Below are 19,311 nucleotides of genomic sequence, written 5' to 3'. Positions count from 1 at the left end.
ATATGAAGGCATAAAAAATTTGTAAAAAAGCGTAATTGCAGAAAAGGCATGTTTAAAGTTATTATAATGTTAAAAAATAATCAAAGGCCTTTACAATGTCATTAATACGCTCGTCGATATGTGTATTCATTACTCTCAGTCTTTCTGGTTGTGGAGGCTCTAATAATGATAAAAGCTCTACTCCTCCAGTGGCTTCTGATTTAGAGTGGAAGCAAGGAACCTTTCAAGATCAAAGTCTGTTTAAAGATTTTTGTGCTAACCCAAGAAGTGGTTCATTCCCAGATAAAAATGGTAGTGAACTACACGAAAAGTTGTGGTTAAGATCTTGGTCCAATGACACTTATTTATGGTTCGATGAAATAGTTGATAACAATCCCAATACATTTAGTTTAGTTGATTATTTTGAACAACTAAAAACAAATGAGCAAACACCAAGTGGTGCAAATAAGGATAACTTTCATTTTTCTATGTCAACAGAAGAATGGGAGCAAAGAAATCAATCTGGAGCTTCACTGGGGTATGGCGCAAGGTTTGAGGTCATAAATGCGACGCCTCCGAGAAAAGTTGTTGTTGCATACATTGAACCAAATAGCCCCGCGTCAGAAGCAAGTATTAGACGTGGCGATGTAATTCAAACAGTAAATGGTGTGGATGTTATAAACTCCAATTCAGAGTCAGATATTGCCATTATAAATTCTGCATTGTTTCCTATATCTGATGACAATAACTATTCTTTTGAATTCGCTCGCCCCAATTTAGGTATTGTATTCGGTGTTACAATGACACCTTCGGTAGTGGTATCCAGTCCAGTTCATAATACTAAAGTCATAGATACCGAAACGGGTAAAGTCGGTTATTTCCAATTCAATAGACATATCGCAACAGCTGAGAAAGAGCTTTTTGACTCCATGTCTTATCTTAATGAGAAAAATGTAACAGATTTAATCGTCGATTTAAGATACAACGGTGGAGGGTTATTAGCACTCGCAAGTCAATTAGCCTACATGGTTGCAGGATCAAACTCTCAAACTAGCACATTTGAATTGCTTAATTTTAATGATAAACATCCTACTATTAATCCAATTACTGGTCAGACTATACAACCAATACCCTTTTATAATGTTGGCCTTGATTTTTCTTTAGCACCTAATACCCTACTGCCTTCTTTAGACCTTCAACGAGTATTTGTTTTGACTACAGACTCCACATGTTCAGCCAGCGAAGCTTTTATGAATGGTTTAAAGGGAATAGATGTTGAAGTAATACAAATCGGTGGTAAAACTTGCGGCAAACCCTATGGCTTTTATCCAGCTCCAAATTGTGGAACCACTTATTTCACAATTCAGTTTCAAGGCGTAAACAACAAAGGCTTTGGTGATTACTCTGAAGGATTTAGCCCAAACAGTAATCCAATAACAGGTGATCAATTACATGGTTGTTCTGTTTTGGACGATTTTAGTCACCAACTAGGCGATAACAACGAAGCATTATTAAAAGCCGCATTACAGTATAGAAACAACCAAACTTGCCCTCAACCAAATAATACGAGTAAATTAGCTTTGTCACGGAATAAAGAGCTGTCAGGTAAAGCTATTCAAGATCGCCCTATCCTAAAATTTGAGTCCATAATGCAAAATAAAGTGTTGATTAGTCACTAATTTAGAGGGAAATAGTCATGGTGCAATTTTGATGAAAATCTTTTATCACAACTCAATGCTTTTAATTGTATTGATTTTATGTGCTTGTACCATGATTGAAGATAATTCGAATACATTAAATAATATGGCATCTCCAGCAATGATAGACTTGAGCCCCCAGAATTCAGCGGTGATCACCAATGGGCTCAAAAACTTACTTAAACTAAAAACACTGGTCATATCTGAAAATGTGTTTGTAAAAAAATCACGGCTTGTAATTGAACGAAGGGAGCATTCGAGTTTGAGCGGTAGTTTAATGAACGACCGTTCATCTGAGCGGCCTTACATTATTTTTCTTAAAATAGATGCTCACGGCTGCTTTCTTAGAGAGCAATCAGGAAAAATTGAGCGATTAAACAACTTAGTTTGTAGAGCGTCAGAAGGTTAAGTACCTGACGATAAATTATCAAACATTTTGCTCATATCTTAAGCACTCTACAGTGTTGTGTCTCAGGTTGCATAGCTACCGCTATGCGTCCCTCCCCACGTCTTGTATTGTACTCAACCTATGAACAAAAAAGTACTCAATAACTTATACTCAGGTACTTAGAACAAATAAATCTTCTAACACGCTATCTTTATGTAAAGTAGGCTACTGGATAAGCGATAGCGAAGCCAGTAGTCTACTCTACTTTATTTAATTGCAAAACGTGCAATTAGTGATCTGAATACACCCACTGTTTTTTCGAGGTTCTCAGCAGCGGCTAATGATTGATTTGATGCATCTTTCGTATGAGTTGAGCCATCGGCGATATCTACAATTTGTTGATTAATATGATCAGCTACTGAACTTTGTTCTTCAACTGCAGCAGACATATGGAATGTCATGTCTGTTATTTGTTTTACTGCTTCTTTTATCTCATTTAACGCATTTTTTGTTCTATCAACAACTTCGACTCCTTCATTTGCTGCGATCTCTCCTTGCTTTGAGGCCTCCACAGCAACAGAAGCTCGTTTAGATAGTTGTTGAACAACAGTGTGTATTTGATCGGTAGACTCTCGAGTTTTAGACGCTAAAGCTCTAACCTCATCAGCTACGACACTGAAGCCACGACCATGCTCCCCTGCCCGGGCAGCTTCTATGGCGGCATTCAGTGCGAGTAGATTAGTTTGATCCGCTATGGACGTAATTAAATCTGCCGCTTGTCCAATTTGAGTGGTGGATTCAGCCAACTCTTCAACAGTACTTGATATTGAGCGCACTGAATCGTTTAAGTCGTGAATAACACGAAGTGCTTCACTCGCAAGTTGCGCACCGGAATCTACATTGTTAATAGCAAGTTCAGCACTTTGTGAATTTGCTTCTATTTTTTCAGAAACTTCTTGAATAGCTTGAGACATCTCAGTAACGGCAGAAGCTATTTGTTGAGTAGCGCTTCCTTGTTCTTCAACAACTGTAGCTGTTTTGCTAGCTTCTGTTTTTGTTACTTGGGTTATTTCATCTAGACTTGATACGGAATCATTAATTCGGGTTAAAGCCGTTCTTGTACGAGATATTTCGGTTGCTAAGACTAATTTAGCTCTGGCATAAATACCGATATCCGGAAAATAGGTTTGAGCGACTTCTTGGTTCGAATATGATTTAGGGCTTATATCAATTAAGCTTTTCCATTCTTTATATCTAACGGTTTTGTTCCAAATTAAACTAATTAAACCGATTAGGACAGCCACGAAAGCTGCTGATGTAGAATAAAAAGCACCAAGAATAATAGAAGTAATAAGCACAGGTACTAGAATCGAAACTGAATCCATTAAATGATTATAATATGATTTCATTCGAGAAATTGATTTCTTTCCCGCCGATAAATTCTTATAAGCCGCAGTTGCTCTGACTTTTTCACTGGTTTCTGCAGAAACTCGTACAGACTCATATCCAACTAAAGTTTTTCCGTCAAACACAGGAGTTACAAATGCACTAACCCAATAATGATCACCATTTTTCCGACGGTTTTTAACCAAACCCATCCAAACATTACCGCTTTTAATCGTCTTCCACATTTCAGCAAAAACCGGTTCAGGCATATCTGGATGACGTATTATATTATGTGGCTGATCTATTAGTTCATCATAAGTATATCCACTCATTTCTGCGAATGCTTTATTACAGTGCTTGATTATTCCATTCGCATCGGTAGATGAAATAAGCCTTTCAGAACCTACAAATGGATATTCTCGTTGAGTTACAGGAAGGTTTGTACGCATTAAAATCCCTAATTGCAGATACAATAAAAAGAATAAAACTGAACAAATTTACGTATAACTATCAACCTTTACTTTTGCTGTTTTGTTACGTAAATATGCATAAATCGAGTAAAAGGGATTTTAACAGTCAATTTAACATTTCGCTATAGTTGAAAAATTGACACTGTTAATGATGTGGAATTATTAAATGTTATACCACCTATTATTTATCGGTTTTTATTTCGAGCTTTTTAGATGACTCAATATTTAAACCTGACATTTATAGGTGTTGTGAATGAAAATATTTAAATTTGTGCTGTCAAAAAAATAACATTCTAGAGTTTTAATTCAAATAAACGGTAAACAGGAATGAGAAGAATACAATACAAAACTAAAATCCCAGTATACAAAATTAATTTTTGCTAAACCATAATTGATAAAATAGTATACATTCGTATGATTTTTTGATTCAAAGTCTTTGAGGTTTCTTTCCCTGTCATTGCAATGAAATAAGGTGGTTAATAATGATAATTGTATAGTTTATTGAGTAAACCGAGCCATTAGTTGGAGATAGCGATATTAATAACCAAATCTTTAATTGGACACCTCATTAGAAAATTATTTTTCAGTAAATTATTCGGGCCAATTAAGTCACTTAGATTGTTGCATATGCAACCTTTTTCATTGTTTTTATTGCCAATATTATTGCTAGCTTTCCTTAAACGTCTAAACTTCAAAATATTCGCTAAGTAAATTTTCAAATTATTTTTACGTCATTTTGAGGGAAAAACTATGGGTATTTTTGAACATTACCAAGAGCGTTATGAACACAAACTAGACGAAGAGTATGAGCTAGAAGAATTTTTAAACATTTGTGCTAAGGATAAAAGTACATATGTGTCGGCTGCTGAGCGTCTTCTTCTCGCTATCGGTGATCCTAAGACTATCGATACATCAAAAGATCCGGTGCTAAGTCGAATCTTTTCAAACCGGGTGATAACGCAATACCCTGCTTTTTCAGATTTTTATGGCATGGAAGAAGCCATTGAGCAAATTGTTGCATATTTAAAACATTCATCACAAGGGATGGAAGAATCTAAACAGATCCTATATCTACTTGGCCCCGTTGGTGGTGGTAAATCATCGCTGGCTGAAAAACTAAAATCATTAATGCAGCATATGCCTATATATGTTCTGAGCGCAAATGGCGAAAGAAGTCCTGTTAATGATCACCCTTTTTGTTTATTTTCAAGAGAAGAAGATGGAAAGCTTTTAAACATTGAATATAACATTCCTTCAAGGTATCTCAAAGACATCATGTCTCCATGGGCTGTTAAGCGTTTGCATGAATTTGGCGGTGATATTTCTAAATTTAAAGTAGTGAAAGCATTTCCTTCAATTTTAGATCAGATTGCTATCGCAAAAACGGAACCTGGTGATGAAAATAATCAAGATATTTCATCACTAGTAGGTAAAGTAGATATTAGACAGTTAGAACATTTTTCACAAAGCGATGCGGATGCTTATGCGTACTCAGGAGCACTATGTCGAGCAAATCAAGGTGTAATGGAATTCGTAGAGATGTTCAAAGCTCCAATAAAAGTCTTACACCCACTTCTTACAGCAACACAAGAAGGAAACTACAATGGTACCGAGGGCTTATCAGCACTGCCATATAATGGAATCATTCTTGCTCATTCTAATGAATCTGAATGGTCAACATTTAGAAATAATAAAAACAATGAAGCATTCTTAGATCGTGTTTACATCGTTAAAGTCCCCTATTGTCTCCGTATTACTGAAGAGATCAGGATTTACAATAAACTCATTAAACATTCTGAACTTTCAGATGCACCCTGTGCACCTTCAACACTAGATATTTTGGCAAAGTTCGCTGTGTTATCAAGAATAAAGGTCCCTGAAAATTCATCTATTTATTCGAAAATGCGTGTATATAACGGTGAGTCACTAAAAGATACAGATCCTAAAGCTAAGTCATATCAAGAATATCGAGATTTTGCAGGAGTTGATGAAGGTATGACTGGGTTATCAACACGTTTCGCTTTTAAAATATTGTCTAGAGTGTTTAATTTCGATAAAACAGAAGTTGCAGCTAACCCTGTCCATCTTTTTTACGTTCTTGAAAAACAAATTGAACAAGAGCAATTTCCACAAGACATAGGCGAACGATATTTAGAATTTTTGAAAGGATATTTAATTCCTAAATATGTTGAGTTTATAGGAAAAGAAATACAAACAGCTTATTTAGAGTCATATTCTGAATACGGACAAAATATCTTTGACCGATATGTCACTTACGCTGATTTTTGGATTCAAGATCAAGAATATCGGGATCCTGAAACAGGACAATTATTTGATAGAACCTCTTTAAATTCTGAATTAGAGAAAATAGAAAAACCTGCAGGAATTAGTAACCCAAAGGACTTTCGTAACGAGATTGTTAACTTTGTACTAAGAGCTCGTGCTAATCATGAAGGAAACAATCCGTTATGGACAAGCTATGAAAAATTAAGAACAGTAATTGAAAAGAAAATGTTTTCAAACACTGAAGACTTATTACCTGTCATTTCATTCAATGCTAAAACCTCAACTGATGATCAAAGAAAACATGATGACTTCGTCAATCGAATGATGGAAAAAGGCTACACACAAAAGCAAGTCAGACTTCTCTCTGAGTGGTATTTGCGAGTGAGAAAATCCTCATAGGTTTTTAACAGAATTATCTAGTGGGTATAAATTCTAACCCATTATGAGGAGGATTGATGGCTAATTTTATTGATAGACGGCTAAATGCCAAAGGTAAGAGTACTGTTAATCGGCAAAGATTTATTGAAAGGTATAAATCTAAGATTAAAAAGTCTGTTAGCGATGCTGTAACCCAAAGAAGTGTGACTGATATAGATACAGGTGAAAGCATAAGCATTCCTACTAAAGATCTATCTGAGCCTATTTTCCACCAAGGCTCTGGTGGAATTCGCAAGCAAGTTCATCCAGGAAATAAAGAGTTTACGGCAGGTGACAAAATCCCTCGCCCTGATAGCGGTGAACAAAGTGGTTCTGGTGACGGGAATGCTTCCGATACTGGAGATGGAGATGATGATTTCATTTTCCAGATATCAAAAGATGAGTATTTAGAGCTACTTTTTGAAGATCTAGAGTTACCAAATTTACAAAACACTGAACTTAATAAAATTTCAGAATACCAGATACATAGAGCTGGTTTTACTAATGATGGTGTTCCTGCAAACATCAACATTGTTCGCTCTTTACAATCTTCATTAGCAAGACGGATTGCACTAACTGTAAGTAAGAAAAAAGAATTAGAGCAGACTAAGATTGAACTCGAAAAACTGTTTAATGTTCCGGGTTCTGACATCGATGAAATTGAAAGGAAAAAAAATATTATTCAAAGCCTTGAGGGACGAATCAAAAGAGTACCCTTTATTGATACCTTTGATTTAAGATTCAACAATTATGCAAAGCATGAAATTCCATCATCTCAAGCGGTAATGTTTTGTATCATGGATGTATCAGGCTCAATGGATCAAGCAACAAAAGATATGGCAAAACGATTTTATATATTGTTGTATTTATTCCTTACTCGCACTTATAAAAATCTCGATGTTGTTTTCATAAGGCATCATACTCAAGCTAAAGAAGTTGATGAACAAGAGTTCTTTTATTCTCAAGAAACAGGAGGAACCATAGTCTCTAGTGCGTTGAATCTTGTAACAGAGATACAAAAAAAACGTTTCCCAGAGAATGAGTGGAACATCTATGTGGCACAAGCTTCAGATGGTGATAATTGGGCGGATGATTGCAATAAATGTGTAGAAACGTTAACAAAAAACATACTACCAGTTGTTCGGTACTATAGCTATATTGAGATCACTCAACGAGCACATCAATCTTTATGGAAGCAATACCAGAAGCTGCAAAATGATTTCGATAATATGACTGTTCAACACATTAAACAAATAAGTGATATTTATCCTGTTTTCAGAGAGCTATTCAAACGTCAGTCAAATAGTGCATGAATATAGAATTAAACCAGACACAGGTTTCGCGTCACTCCTGAGAAGGCAGGAGTCTAGCGTCTTTAGCTCTTTTCAATAAAAGTCACTGGATACCGGCTTATGCAGGTATGACAAAAAAATTTCAGGAAATGGATTTGTTTAAAAAGCAAACCAGTTAAGGGAAAAGATTATGACAACAGAAATAAAATACCCTTTAGATGATGGTCCAGAATGGTCCTTTGAGCTTTTAAGTTTATATGAATCTGAAATTGATAAAGTTGCTAATTACTATGGTCTTGATAGTTATCCAAATCAAATTGAAATCATAACTGCAGAACAAATGATGGATGCTTATGCGGCTATTGGTATGCCTGTTAGTTATACTCATTGGTCTTTTGGGAAAAAATTCATTCAAACAGAACAAGGTTATAAGCGTGGTCAAATGGGGCTGGCTTATGAAATTGTCATTAATTCCGATCCATGTATCTCTTATTTAATGGAAGAAAACACAATTACTATGCAGGCACTTGTTATGGCACACGCTTGCTATGGACATAATAGTTTTTTTAAAAACAATTATCTGTTTACAACTTGGACTGATGCAAGTTCAATCATAGATTATTTGGTCTTTGCAAAAGAGTATATATTGAAATGTGAGTTGGCTCACGGGAAAGAAAAGGTTGAAAACCTTCTAGACTCTTGCCATGCACTTATGAATTATGGTGTAGATAGGTACAAACGTCCTTCTGAAATTTCTTTTAAAGAAGAACAAGCTAGACAAAAGCAACGTGAAGAGTATTTGCAAAGCCAAGTTAATGATTTATGGCGAACACTTCCTAACACTTATCAAAAGAAAAATATAATCGAACAGAAATGTTTTCCGGAAGATGCTCAAGAGAACATTCTCTACTTTATCGAAAAAAACGCCCCACTATTGGAGTCATGGGAAAGAGAAATTGTTCGAATAGTTAGGAAAATTGCACAGTATTTTTACCCACAGAAACAAACCCAAGTTATGAATGAAGGCTGGGCGACGTTTTGGCATTACACAATCTTGAATCATTTATATGATGATGGAGTAGTAACAGATAGATTTATGCTTGAATTCTTGCAGAGCCATACAAGCGTTGTTAAACAGCAAAATTTTGATAGCCCTTACTATCAAGGCATAAACCCCTATGCACTAGGCTTTAATATGTTTTGCGATATTAAGCGTATTTGTGAATCGCCAACTGAAGAAGATAAAAGATGGTTTCCTGATATCGCTGGATCTGACTGGTTAGAAACAGTTCACTTTGCAATGAAAAACTTTAAAGATGAAAGCTTTATCAGCCAGTATTTATCACCGAAACTCATGAGAGATTTTAAACTTTTCAGCGTTGTGAATGACAGTGAAAAAGACCATTTAACCATTTCAGCAATACATGACGATTCTGGTTATCAGGAAATACGAAAATTGCTATCTCAACAATATAACTTATCTAATATTGAACCTAATATTCAAATTCAACGCGTCGATGTTAACGGAGACCGATCATTAACATTACGGCATGTTCCTTTTAATTCAATACCACTCGCTGATGATTACATTGAGGTGATGAAGCATTTGCATAGGTTATGGAAATTTAACGTACACATAGAAGAACAGGCATTAAGTGGAGAAGTAAAATATCTATCGAGTTGTCCTGAGCTAAAATTTGAAAATGAGGACAAAAAAATGCCATCAACTAATTAAAGTAATGGCATTTTATACATTCTATCGAATAAAACTTTAACTTTCGTGGGCAATTTCAGCAGGCATCGAATCTCTTAAAGATGCCCATAATCTTCCACTCGCCATCCCATATTCACGCATAAGGCTTGGAACAGATTCATAATCTTTTTCAATTGACAGCTTTTCAAGTTTCTTATAAAAATCGAGAGCAAGTTTTCTTGCTTCTGAGCTAGAAAAGTAATAACGACCTACACGACTGTATAACCCTTTAAAGCCATTCAAAATTAGTACGTAAAGCGGATTCCCACAAGAGAAAGCAAGTTTATGATGAAGCTGGTAATCAAATTCGCTATAGGCTTCAGCAGTATCTTCAATATCATGAGTTTGTTCTAAAACTTCAACAACGATCTGAGGGTTAGTTCGAACTGCGGCTCTAAAGAAAATTGTACTTATATTAGTTCGAGCAGAAAGTAATTGGTCAACTAATAGAGGAAAACCTTCAGGGTTTAAGTCTGCAATAGTTTCGAGAATATTTAAGCCTGATGTTTCCCAAAAGTTATTTACTTTTGTTGGTTTCCCATGCTGAATGGTCAACCAACCATCTCTTGCCAAGCGCTGTAAAACTTCACGTAATGTGGTTCTTGTTACTCCAATTAGCTCAGATAACTCTCGTTCGGCAGGCAATATAGTGCCAGGAGCAAATTTATTGTCCCAAATAGAACGTACGATATACTTTTCTGCAAAACTCGCAGGTCCTTTGGCATTGATTATCATCAGCCTAATTTTCCACTATCAAGATTCATGTCTAATAAACTGATCATACCAGAGCGAGGGCAAATAAAAACTCCTCAATTCACCAAAAATGAAGAAATATGGCACTTTTTTACTTCATGTGTACGACAGAGATAGCAATTTTTTAATTAAAACTCTACTATTTTGTCATTAACATCAAGTTTTGATGTTTTGACGATTAACTGTAATTTTATTTATTTGTTTTTTCGTCTAAAGTAAGTCGATTAATTATTTTCGTTAATTCCTAGAAAGGTATCTAGGTACAAATAAGAGTTGGAGAAACCTTATGCCATTGACAATGGGTCAGGCGTTTATTGATAACTTCTTAGGCCAATCGCCTAAGTGGTACAAAATCGCTATCTTAGCTTGTTTAATTATTAACCCTTTAGTTTTCTTTTTTGTCGACCCATTTGCAGCTGGTTGGCTTCTTGTAATCGAGTTCATCTTCACCTTGGCGATGGCTTTAAAGTGTTATCCTTTACAACCCGGAGGCTTACTGGCTCTTCAAGCTGTCGCAATTGGTATGACATCCCCATACCAAGTGTTACATGAAATTCAAGCTAACCTTGAAGTATTACTACTTTTAATCTTTATGGTTGCGGGCATTTATTTCATGAAGCAGCTGTTACTTTTTGGCTTTACTAAAATTATTACCCGTGTTCGATCTAAGATTGTAGTTTCTTTGCTCTTCTGTGCATCATCAGCTTTTTTATCAGCTTTTTTAGATGCTCTTACAGTGATTGCTGTAGTAATTGCTGTAGCTGTTGGTTTCTATTCGATTTATCATAAAGTTGCATCAGGTAAGAACTTCCATGATGAGCATGACCACACAAAAGAAGAACGACAGCAACTTAACGAGGAAGAACTCGAAAACTTCCGCGGCTTTTTACGTAATCTTCTGTTACATGCTGGTGTAGGTACGGCTCTTGGTGGTGTTTGTACCATGGTCGGTGAACCTCAAAACTTGATTATCGCGGCACAAGCAAACTGGGGATTCGGTGAGTTCGCACTTAGAATGTCACCAGTCACTTTTCCTGTTTTTATCGCTGGTATTATTACTTGTGGTTTGGTAGAGAAATTCAAGATTTGTGGCTATGGTGTTCAATTACCAGAGGCTGTTCACAAAATCTTATCAGATTACGCAGAACATGAAGACCGAACTAGAACACAAAAAGATAAAGTTAAACTAATTGTCCAAGCTCTTGTAGGCGTATGGTTAGTTGTTGGTTTAGCATTCCATCTTGCTTCTGTAGGTCTCATTGGATTGTCTGTAATCATAATTAATACCGCGTTTAACGGAATCACAGATGAACATGCATTAGGGAAAGCATTTGAAGAAGCTTTACCTTTCACAGCATTATTAGCTGTCTTCTTTGCTATTGTTGGTGTAATTATTGACCAACAACTATTTGGACCAGTGATTCAATGGGCTCTGAGTTTCGAAGGAAACACTCAGCTTGTTGTTTTTTATATTGCAAATGGTTTGTTATCGATGGTAAGTGATAATGTTTTTGTAGGTACGGTATACATTAATGAAGTTAAAACGGCTCTGATTAATGGTCAAATTACAAGAGACCAATTCGATTTACTTGCAGTGGCCATTAACACGGGTACAAACTTACCTTCAGTAGCAACTCCAAATGGACAAGCAGCCTTTTTATTCTTATTGACTTCGGCATTAGCTCCACTTATACGTTTATCTTATGGTCGTATGGTTTGGATGGCATTACCTTACACAATTGTTTTATCTATTGTTGGCGTAATGTGTATTCAAATGGGATTACTGGAAGATCTCACTCAGTATTTTTATGATTCACAATTATTAATGCATCATACGGTGAGCGAAGTTTTAGAAACGGCGGTTTCTAGCCATTAACATTTAAATTGTGTTGATATCGATAATATTAGCCCTCCAATTGGAGGGCTATTTGTAAACGGAGCTTGATTTGAACCAGTTAACTATTTTCTCTCAAAAAAGAATATCATGGCTGTTATTAATTGGAACCGCATTGGGATTAGAAATAACCGCTCTTTGGTTTCAGTACTTCATGAAGCTTGATCCGTGTGTGATGTGCATATATCAACGACTCGCCATTTTTGGAATCTTTGCAGCAGGGTTTATTGGTTTTATAAACCCAAAATCTAGGGCATTTAGGAGCATTGGGGTTTTATTGTGGGGAGTAAGTGCTGCTTGGGGCTTGAAAGTTGCCATTGAGCTTGTTCAGCTACAATCTAACCCATCTCCATTCGCTACTTGTTCATTTTTACCTGAGTTTCCAAATTGGATGCCACTTCATGAGTGGTTACCTTCTGTCTTTATGCCTACCGGCATGTGTAGCGATAGTCCTTGGAGTTTATTTAATGTAACCATGGGAGAATGGATGGTAGTGGTATTTATCATTTATATAATAACTTTTGGACTATTTTCTCTGCCTTCATTATTTGGATCTCTCAGAAAAGATTAACGAATAGCTCTAGAGTACTAACCTTATGGTTGTTAGTACTCTTTTATTCTATAAACTCTAAAGGCCAAGAAACTATGTGATTTTCAATATCGTCGATTTTTGTTTTGCAAACGGCCTTTCCTCTTACAGACATACCCTTTTTATGCATTTCACTCTTTGAGCCTGTGATAAGTGGATGCCAACTTGGAAGCTTTTGCCCTAAATATAAACGTTTATATGCGCAACTTTCAGGAAGCCAATCTAATTCAGGCAAATCTTGGATCTTAATAACGGTACACTCTGGAATTATACTCAAACGATTTTTGTATTTTTTACAACTACACTGTTTGAGGTTTAGGAGTTTGCAGGCCGAATTTGTATAGTAAAGTTTTTCTGTATCATCATCGATGAGTTTGTTTAAACAGCATTTTCCACAACCATCACATAATGATTCCCACTCTTCAGTAGACATTTCAGCAAGTGATTTTGATTCCCAGAACGGCATAATAGTTTTTTATAATGAAAAAAGGATAAATATATTACTACAAAACATCATCCTTTACCCCAACATAGAAATAAAAATTAAAATTGGATAGTCATGTTTCAGTTTGTAGTTGCTGCTTGCTTCGCCATTTCTTGATGGAGGCATTTAGGCGCTCAGAAAGAAAGAGGACGCTTAGGCTTTTATAATCATCAAAATTAGGCCATGTTTTGATGATTTTATAATTTTTATAAATTAAAAAATGACGGTCTTTTGTGTTAGCAGGTGTAAGGAAAGTGGCTAAAACATCAGGGCGGTTTGGAAGAGGACTTCCGGTAAACTTTGTAACGCCAAGTTTTCCCCATTGGGCGAAACTTTTAGTGCCGAGGTAACTATCTTTTGGCTCTGTTAAATTGCTTTTAATCTTAACTTGCCTTCCCCAAGTTAGAGAGTTATCCCAACCTGACTGCTGTAAAAAATAGGCAATAGTAGCAAAGCTGTCTAACTTATTATGCCAAATATCAAATTTACCGTCAGAGTCCCAGTCTTGACCGTATTTCTCAAAAAACTTAGGAGATATTTTTAACTGTCCCATTAAGCCGTTATGATCACTATTCAGTTCTTCGATACTCACCATATTTCTATTTAATGCCTCTGCGGCAGCAAGATATTGATTTCTGTCAAAATCAGACTGGCTAATAAAAGCTTTTGATAACATTACTGATAAAACGGAAAAGGAATCTAAGCTGGTACCCGCGTTTGAAAGTTCCCCCCACAATGCAAGAATAAATCGTGGTTGAACTTGGTAATGTTCACCAATTTCTGTGAGCTGCTGATGGTAGGTAATAAATAAATTAAGTAACTTGTCTACTTTTTCATCCGCAAGTGATTTGGTTAAAAAATCTTCGAAATGTACTTCAGAACTAGAATCGGCATTATTATTTATTACTTTTTTTCGAAAATATTTTAATTTTTCTTCAATTATAGAAATCGTTTGCTCTGTTACACCTAGCTGTATTGCTTCTTGATTTATAGAATCTGCGTATTGTCGAAAACTTTGTTCTTCAGCTGAAAGTGAGTGAGCAAGAAGTAAACTTGTACAGAATAACCCCGATCTTATTGTTCTAATAACTGCCATATATAAACCGTCCATGTATAACAAATTAAGCATTGGGTTATTGTCATTAAGTAAACAATATAAAGTGGTCAAGCTTAATTATTATAATACTTAAGTATGAATACTAGCGTAACGACAGTGTAAAACAACATGTTTTTGTTGAAATTAGTGACGAGGTTAGCTTTAAAAACCAATAATCATGATGGGTAAATATTGTCATACCCACCAATTTGGTGTGCTCTAGGCCTCTACCCCAAGCTCTTTCCGGTGAATGTCCAGTAAGTTTTCTTTTGGAGGTGGAATTTGTAAGTAAAACCCTTTGTTAAGAATTTCTTCTTTTACTCTGTTTATGTCAGCAATGCCTAACTTTTCTCTTTTACTGAGAGGCAAAAGCATGAGTAATTGAGGAGTACCAAACATTGCTAATAAAGGCTCTGGCACATTATCAAACTGCCCTTTTTTCTCTATAAAAAGATATGTTTCTTCTTTTAAACTACTTTTATAAACAGCACATATCATATTTGTCTACAAATCCCTAGGTTACAGCTTGCCAGTTAATGGTTCACACTATAACATGATGCTATAAAAAAATAATCTGAATCAGTATAATATCTGATGAAATTCAGGAGCGCGTAAGCCGGGATGCTAGAATCAAATCTCGAGTTAAAGGGTTCATCCTTTACTTTATCTGTTCTTCATTTAAAAAGTTCAGATTTGCAGCTGTTATCTAGAGAGTTAGATAACAAGCTTAATCAGGCACCTCAATTTTTTTTGGGTGCACCACTAGTGTTAAACTTCTCACTTATCGATAATGATAATTTTGATCTGATAGCATTAAGAGATATCTTATCGAATAAAAAACTTGTTATTGTAGGGATTACAGGTGCTGCACAATCCATTAATCAGCAAGCTAAATCAATTGGTCTTGCGATTATGAAATCCGGAAAATCAGTTAATTGCCCTCCTCCACCTGCAAGAACAACAATGTTAGTCAAAAAAACAGTTCGTTCAGGTCAGCAAATATATGCAAAAAATGCTGATCTCATCGTTATTGGTGCAGTGAGTAATGGGGCTGAAGTTATCGCTGATGGGAATATTCATATTTATGGAGCCCTACGTGGCAAAGCAATGGCTGGGGCTTCTGGTGATGAACACTCTATAATCATTGCAAAAAAAACTGAAGCTGAACTTGTTTCTATTGCTGGTCAGTATTGGTTAACAGAAAGTTTACAAGAGCATTGCGATGGGCTATCAGCTTGCATTCGCTTAAAAAATAAATCTTTAATTATTGAATCTTTAGCACTTTAGTTGCTAAATAAGGAAAAATATATGGCACAAATCATTGTTGTCACATCCGGAAAAGGTGGCGTCGGAAAGACCACCTCCAGTGCTGCGATTGCAACTGGTTTAGCTATGAAAGGCAATAGAACTGTAGTTATTGATTTTGATATTGGTTTACGGAACCTTGATTTAGTAATGGGTTGTGAACGGCGCGTAGTTTATGATTTTGTCAATGTTATCAATCAAGAAGCAAATCTCAATCAAGCTCTGATAAAAGATAAGCGCTGTGAAAATCTATTTATTTTGCCTGCTTCACAGACTCGTGATAAGGATGCTCTAACGAAAGAAGGTGTTGGTCGAATATTAGATGAATTGTCAAAACAATTCGATTATATTGTTTGTGATTCGCCAGCAGGGATTGAGCAAGGCGCAATGATGGCTTTATATTTTACAGATATTGCCATTGTAACAACAAACCCTGAAGTTAGCTCTGTACGAGATTCAGACAGAATTTTAGGGATGCTACAAAGTAAATCTCGAAGAGCAGAACAGAACCTTGAACCCATTAAAGAATTTTTACTTTTAACTCGCTATTCACCATCTAGAGTAAAATCTGGGGAAATGCTTAGTGTTGATGATGTATCTGAAATTCTTGCTATTCCATTACTCGGTGTAATTCCGGAATCTCAAGCTGTTCTCAAAGCTTCTAATTCGGGAGTTCCTGTAATTTTAGATGAAGCTAGTGACGCAGGACTTGCATACTCTGACGCTGTTGCTCGTTTATTAGGTGAAAATTTGCCTTTGCGATTTGTAGAAGAACAAAAGAAAGGATTATTAAAAAGGATATTTGGAAGCTAAATTATGTCTCTTATTGATTATTTTAAAATAAATAAAAAATCCTCCTCGGCATCTTTAGCCAAGGAAAGATTACAAATTATTGTTGCTCATCAAAGAGGAGCGCAAAGTACACCTGATTACTTTCCTAAGATGAAACAGGAAATTGTTGAAGTTATCAGAAAATACGTACAGATATCCGAGGATCAAGTCTCAGTTCACGTAGATCAAAATGATGAAAATCTTTCTGTGCTTGAGTTAAATGTTACTCTCCCCGACGGGGTGAAATAACTAATTTGTTAAACATTAAAGCTTGAACAGTTTTCAAGCTTTAATGTGTTTAATTTCAGAAACGATCTTCTTTTTTAGTTCCACAACGTCCCTCACCACACTTACCTTCTGCAGACATGCTTCCTCCACATTTGCTTTCATGTGCTGTCTTTCCTCCACACTTTCCTTCACCACTTTTTGCGGCTTTTCCTGTCATTTTTTCTCCACATTTACCTTCACCACACTTTCCCTTATGAGAACTCATGGATCCACATCTACCTTCACCACATTTGCCTTGTTGTGAAAGCTTTCCGCCACAACTTCCTTCGTGCCCTTTTTTCCCTCCGCAGTTCCCTTCTCTTGTCTTAACCCCAGTTCCTATTTGATTTCCACATGATCCCATGTAAAGTACTTTAGTTTGATCTTTGGTAATATTTTGAAACTTGAATCCTATGCTGGTTGAATGGGCATAAGGACAGAGCGCTACAGTGCCAATAGTTAGAACAATAACTTTTTGAATATGCGATTTCATAGCAGTACCTATTTTAAATAAGGACAGTTGCGGAAGAAAGTATACCGATGAGTTCTCGTCACTCCAGCGCAGGCTGGAAACAAAGTAACGACAGTTTTGTATCTCGGTAGTCTAGTGCCTTTGCTGGCATGACAAAGATTGGTACTTTCTAAATCGCTAGATCCCTAAGTGTGCAGTAAAACCAATCCTTACTCAAATTTGATCTACTCAGTGCTCTATCAGCGAGCACAATACAAACCTAATTGGAAGTGTCACAGCTGTTCTACATCAAGCCAATTAGATGATGTAGTTTGGTCGCTGGTAAGCTCCTAAAGGGCAAGAAGGAAGAAGGCCATTACTGCGTTACAAGTTTTTATATTATCCCGCTAGTATTGCAAACTTGCGCCTTGTACTGAAAGCCTTTCGCTCTTACTGAGCGATCACTATTGAATGTGGATTGGTCTAACACCTTACAATCAAAGTAATATACAAATAAGTCTCTGTCTTACAGCCAGTTTGAATAATGTATAGATTAAAAGTCTAATACAAAAAAACGTTAAGATTAAATAGGGTTGGGAATATCAATAAAATGATGTTCAAGACCAAATTGATTTGCTAAATGCTCACCCAAGGCTTGTACTCCATATTTCTCTGTCGCGTGATGTCCAGCCCCAAAGTAGTGAATGGTTTGCTCGGTAGCACTGTGAAAGGTTCTCTCAGATGCCTCACCACTGATAAAAGCATCAATGTTGAGGTTTGCAACAATGTCTATATAGTCTTGAGCTCCTCCTGTGCACCACGCAACTGACTTAATTAATGAATTGGGTTCACCAATATGCAACGGTTTACGATTTAACTTCATATTTATTAGATTTGAGAACTCTGAAGCAGGTATAGCTTCAATCAAGTCACCTTTCCAAATGAGGTTTTGTTCGACACCATCGATTACTGTAGGATTTAATATTCCTAACTTTACACCTAGTTGTTTATTATTACCTACAACAGGATGTCCATCCAATGGTAAGTGATACCCGAAAAGGCTTATATCATTCATTAGTAGGGTTTTAATTCGACGCTGTTTCATCCCCACAATCACCTGTGGCTCACCTTTCCAAAAATAGCCATGATGTACCAAAATAGCATCAGCATTTAGTTTTACAGCTTCTTCAATGAGTGATTGGCAAGCGGTAACACCAGTAATAATTCGTCTAACTTGGTCTCTCCCTTCAACCTGAATACCATTGGGTGCATAGTCTTTATACTGCTGTACATTTAGGTAGTTATCTAAATAGCTTATTAACTCATTTCGTGTCATTAGGGGCTTCCAATATCATTTCTCTACTGAAATTAATATTAACATGGCCATGAACTTAACCCAAAAACAGCTTTTAATAACATGATATTTTCACTTTGCAACAATGCAACAACAGCTCGATTGGACTTTATGTTCTGTTAAGAGCTAGAATTACATAAAATATGTTGCAACAGATTAATAACAAATAGGTTATACCATGTCTAAATTGACCAAAGAAGAAACAATCAGTGCCTTAGAAGCTGCTATTTTAAATCATGAAGGCCGTAAGGTTGCCATCGAACAAAAAGGTAGTTGGTACAAAATTGATGGTGGAAAATCACTGAGATTTGGCGAACTAGAATCTATGTTAGAATCTTTTAATTCAGGTTCATCATCTGATAGTGTTAAGACAAAGCCTGTAGCTGAAGCTAAACCAAAAAATAAAACAGCTCCAATAGTTCAGAAAATGACATCGAAAAAAACTAAAAGTACAATCGTCGGCAAGTTACCAAAAGAGCTGTGGTTAGAACGCCTTACTACCATCGGCGGTACTTTTACTTTGCCTCGTGGTTTTTAAGTTATAAATAATAAAATCTTTGCTATTTTTGCCCGTGATGTTTGAAGATATATCTTCAGGTAGCACGGGATAACTGAGTTG

18 protein-coding genes are annotated in these 19,311 nt (G+C 36.1%); 11 read left to right on the top strand and 7 right to left on the bottom strand.

All coding sequences use genetic code 11. The features are described from left to right. Positions 1-188: 188 nt before the first annotated feature. Positions 189-1,658 (top strand): S41 family peptidase, encoded by a 1,470-nt coding sequence (locus E2I05_RS10715; protein ID WP_244935382.1) that lies wholly within the window; start codon positions 189-191, stop codon positions 1,656-1,658. A 31-nt stretch (positions 1,659-1,689) separates the two neighbouring features. Then, on the top strand, positions 1,690-2,085 hold the full coding sequence (locus E2I05_RS10710) for a hypothetical protein (protein ID WP_121852376.1): 396 nt from the start codon (positions 1,690-1,692) through the stop codon (positions 2,083-2,085). Between the two features lie 245 nt (positions 2,086-2,330). On the opposite strand, the gene E2I05_RS10705 is transcribed toward E2I05_RS10710, so the two are convergent. Then, a complete protein-coding gene (locus tag E2I05_RS10705) occupies positions 2,331-3,899 on the bottom strand; it encodes a methyl-accepting chemotaxis protein (protein WP_121852377.1) in 1,569 nt (522 codons plus the stop codon). A gap of 771 nt (positions 3,900-4,670) precedes the next feature. Here E2I05_RS10705 and E2I05_RS10700 point away from each other — a divergent pair. The 3 genes from E2I05_RS10700 (at position 4,671) to E2I05_RS10690 (ending at position 9,650) form a co-directional block, all read left to right on the top strand. Beyond that, the gene (locus tag E2I05_RS10700) at positions 4,671-6,605 is read left to right on the top strand and encodes a PrkA family serine protein kinase (RefSeq protein WP_121852378.1); all 1,935 of its coding nucleotides are present in this window, start codon (positions 4,671-4,673) and stop codon (positions 6,603-6,605) included. Positions 6,606-6,661: 56 nt separating this feature from the next. After that, positions 6,662-7,936, top strand: coding sequence for a YeaH/YhbH family protein (locus tag E2I05_RS10695; protein ID WP_121852379.1), 1,275 nt, complete (start codon positions 6,662-6,664; stop codon positions 7,934-7,936). 169 nt (positions 7,937-8,105) lie between these two features. Then, positions 8,106-9,650, top strand: coding sequence for a SpoVR family protein (locus tag E2I05_RS10690; protein WP_121852380.1), 1,545 nt, complete (start codon positions 8,106-8,108; stop codon positions 9,648-9,650). Positions 9,651-9,686: 36 nt separating this feature from the next. Here E2I05_RS10690 and fadR read toward each other — a convergent pair whose 3' ends face one another. After that, positions 9,687-10,403, bottom strand: a complete 717-nt coding sequence (fadR, locus tag E2I05_RS10685) for a fatty acid metabolism transcriptional regulator FadR (protein WP_121852381.1) — start codon at positions 10,401-10,403, stop codon at positions 9,687-9,689. Between the two features lie 304 nt (positions 10,404-10,707). Here fadR and nhaB point away from each other — a divergent pair, with 304 nt between their 5' ends. Next, complete coding sequence (gene nhaB, locus E2I05_RS10680) at positions 10,708-12,297, top strand: sodium/proton antiporter NhaB (RefSeq protein ID WP_121852382.1); 1,590 nt, start codon at positions 10,708-10,710, stop codon at positions 12,295-12,297. A 70-nt stretch (positions 12,298-12,367) separates the two neighbouring features. Next, positions 12,368-12,886 (top strand): disulfide bond formation protein DsbB, encoded by a 519-nt coding sequence (gene dsbB, locus E2I05_RS10675; protein ID WP_121852383.1) that lies wholly within the window; start codon positions 12,368-12,370, stop codon positions 12,884-12,886. A 43-nt stretch (positions 12,887-12,929) separates the two neighbouring features. Here the strand turns inward: dsbB and E2I05_RS10670 are convergent, their stop codons facing one another. The 3 genes from E2I05_RS10670 to E2I05_RS10660 form a co-directional block, all read right to left on the bottom strand. After that, positions 12,930-13,370, bottom strand: coding sequence for a YcgN family cysteine cluster protein (locus E2I05_RS10670; RefSeq protein WP_121852384.1), 441 nt, complete (start codon positions 13,368-13,370; stop codon positions 12,930-12,932). A 91-nt stretch (positions 13,371-13,461) separates the two neighbouring features. After that, positions 13,462-14,484 carry a lytic murein transglycosylase gene (locus E2I05_RS10665; protein WP_165905437.1) on the bottom strand — a complete coding sequence of 341 codons (1,023 nt, stop codon included), beginning with the start codon at positions 14,482-14,484 and terminating at the stop codon, positions 13,462-13,464. A gap of 219 nt (positions 14,485-14,703) precedes the next feature. Continuing rightward, positions 14,704-14,982 (bottom strand): YcgL domain-containing protein, encoded by a 279-nt coding sequence (locus E2I05_RS10660; RefSeq protein WP_121852386.1) that lies wholly within the window; start codon positions 14,980-14,982, stop codon positions 14,704-14,706. Positions 14,983-15,105: 123 nt separating this feature from the next. Here E2I05_RS10660 and minC point away from each other — a divergent pair, with 123 nt between their 5' ends. The 3 genes from minC to minE are packed head-to-tail and all read left to right on the top strand — an operon-like array spanning position 15,106 to position 16,869. Beyond that, the gene (gene minC / locus E2I05_RS10655; RefSeq protein WP_121852387.1) at positions 15,106-15,771 is read left to right on the top strand and encodes a septum site-determining protein MinC; all 666 of its coding nucleotides are present in this window, start codon (positions 15,106-15,108) and stop codon (positions 15,769-15,771) included. Between the two features lie 21 nt (positions 15,772-15,792). Next, on the top strand, positions 15,793-16,602 hold the full coding sequence (gene minD, locus E2I05_RS10650) for a septum site-determining protein MinD (RefSeq protein ID WP_121852388.1): 810 nt from the start codon (positions 15,793-15,795) through the stop codon (positions 16,600-16,602). 3 nt (positions 16,603-16,605) lie between these two features. After that, complete coding sequence (minE, locus tag E2I05_RS10645) at positions 16,606-16,869, top strand: cell division topological specificity factor MinE (protein ID WP_121852389.1); 264 nt, start codon at positions 16,606-16,608, stop codon at positions 16,867-16,869. 55 nt (positions 16,870-16,924) lie between these two features. On the opposite strand, the gene E2I05_RS10640 is transcribed toward minE, so the two are convergent. Both E2I05_RS10640 and E2I05_RS10635 read right to left on the bottom strand, forming a co-directional pair. Beyond that, positions 16,925-17,380, bottom strand: coding sequence for an HvfA family oxazolone/thioamide-modified RiPP metallophore (locus E2I05_RS10640; RefSeq protein WP_121852390.1), 456 nt, complete (start codon positions 17,378-17,380; stop codon positions 16,925-16,927). 541 nt (positions 17,381-17,921) lie between these two features. Beyond that, complete coding sequence (locus E2I05_RS10635) at positions 17,922-18,674, bottom strand: Nif3-like dinuclear metal center hexameric protein (RefSeq protein WP_121852391.1); 753 nt, start codon at positions 18,672-18,674, stop codon at positions 17,922-17,924. Positions 18,675-18,870: 196 nt separating this feature from the next. Here E2I05_RS10635 and E2I05_RS10630 point away from each other — a divergent pair, with 196 nt between their 5' ends. Next, the gene (locus E2I05_RS10630; RefSeq protein ID WP_121852392.1) at positions 18,871-19,230 is read left to right on the top strand and encodes a hypothetical protein; all 360 of its coding nucleotides are present in this window, start codon (positions 18,871-18,873) and stop codon (positions 19,228-19,230) included. The last annotated feature ends 81 nt before the right edge of the window (positions 19,231-19,311 follow it).

It is taken from the genome of Parashewanella spongiae (assembly GCF_004358345.1).
GTDB classification, from domain to species: domain Bacteria; phylum Pseudomonadota; class Gammaproteobacteria; order Enterobacterales; family Shewanellaceae; genus Parashewanella; species Parashewanella spongiae.
This window is presented reverse-complemented; position numbering and strand designations above follow the sequence as displayed.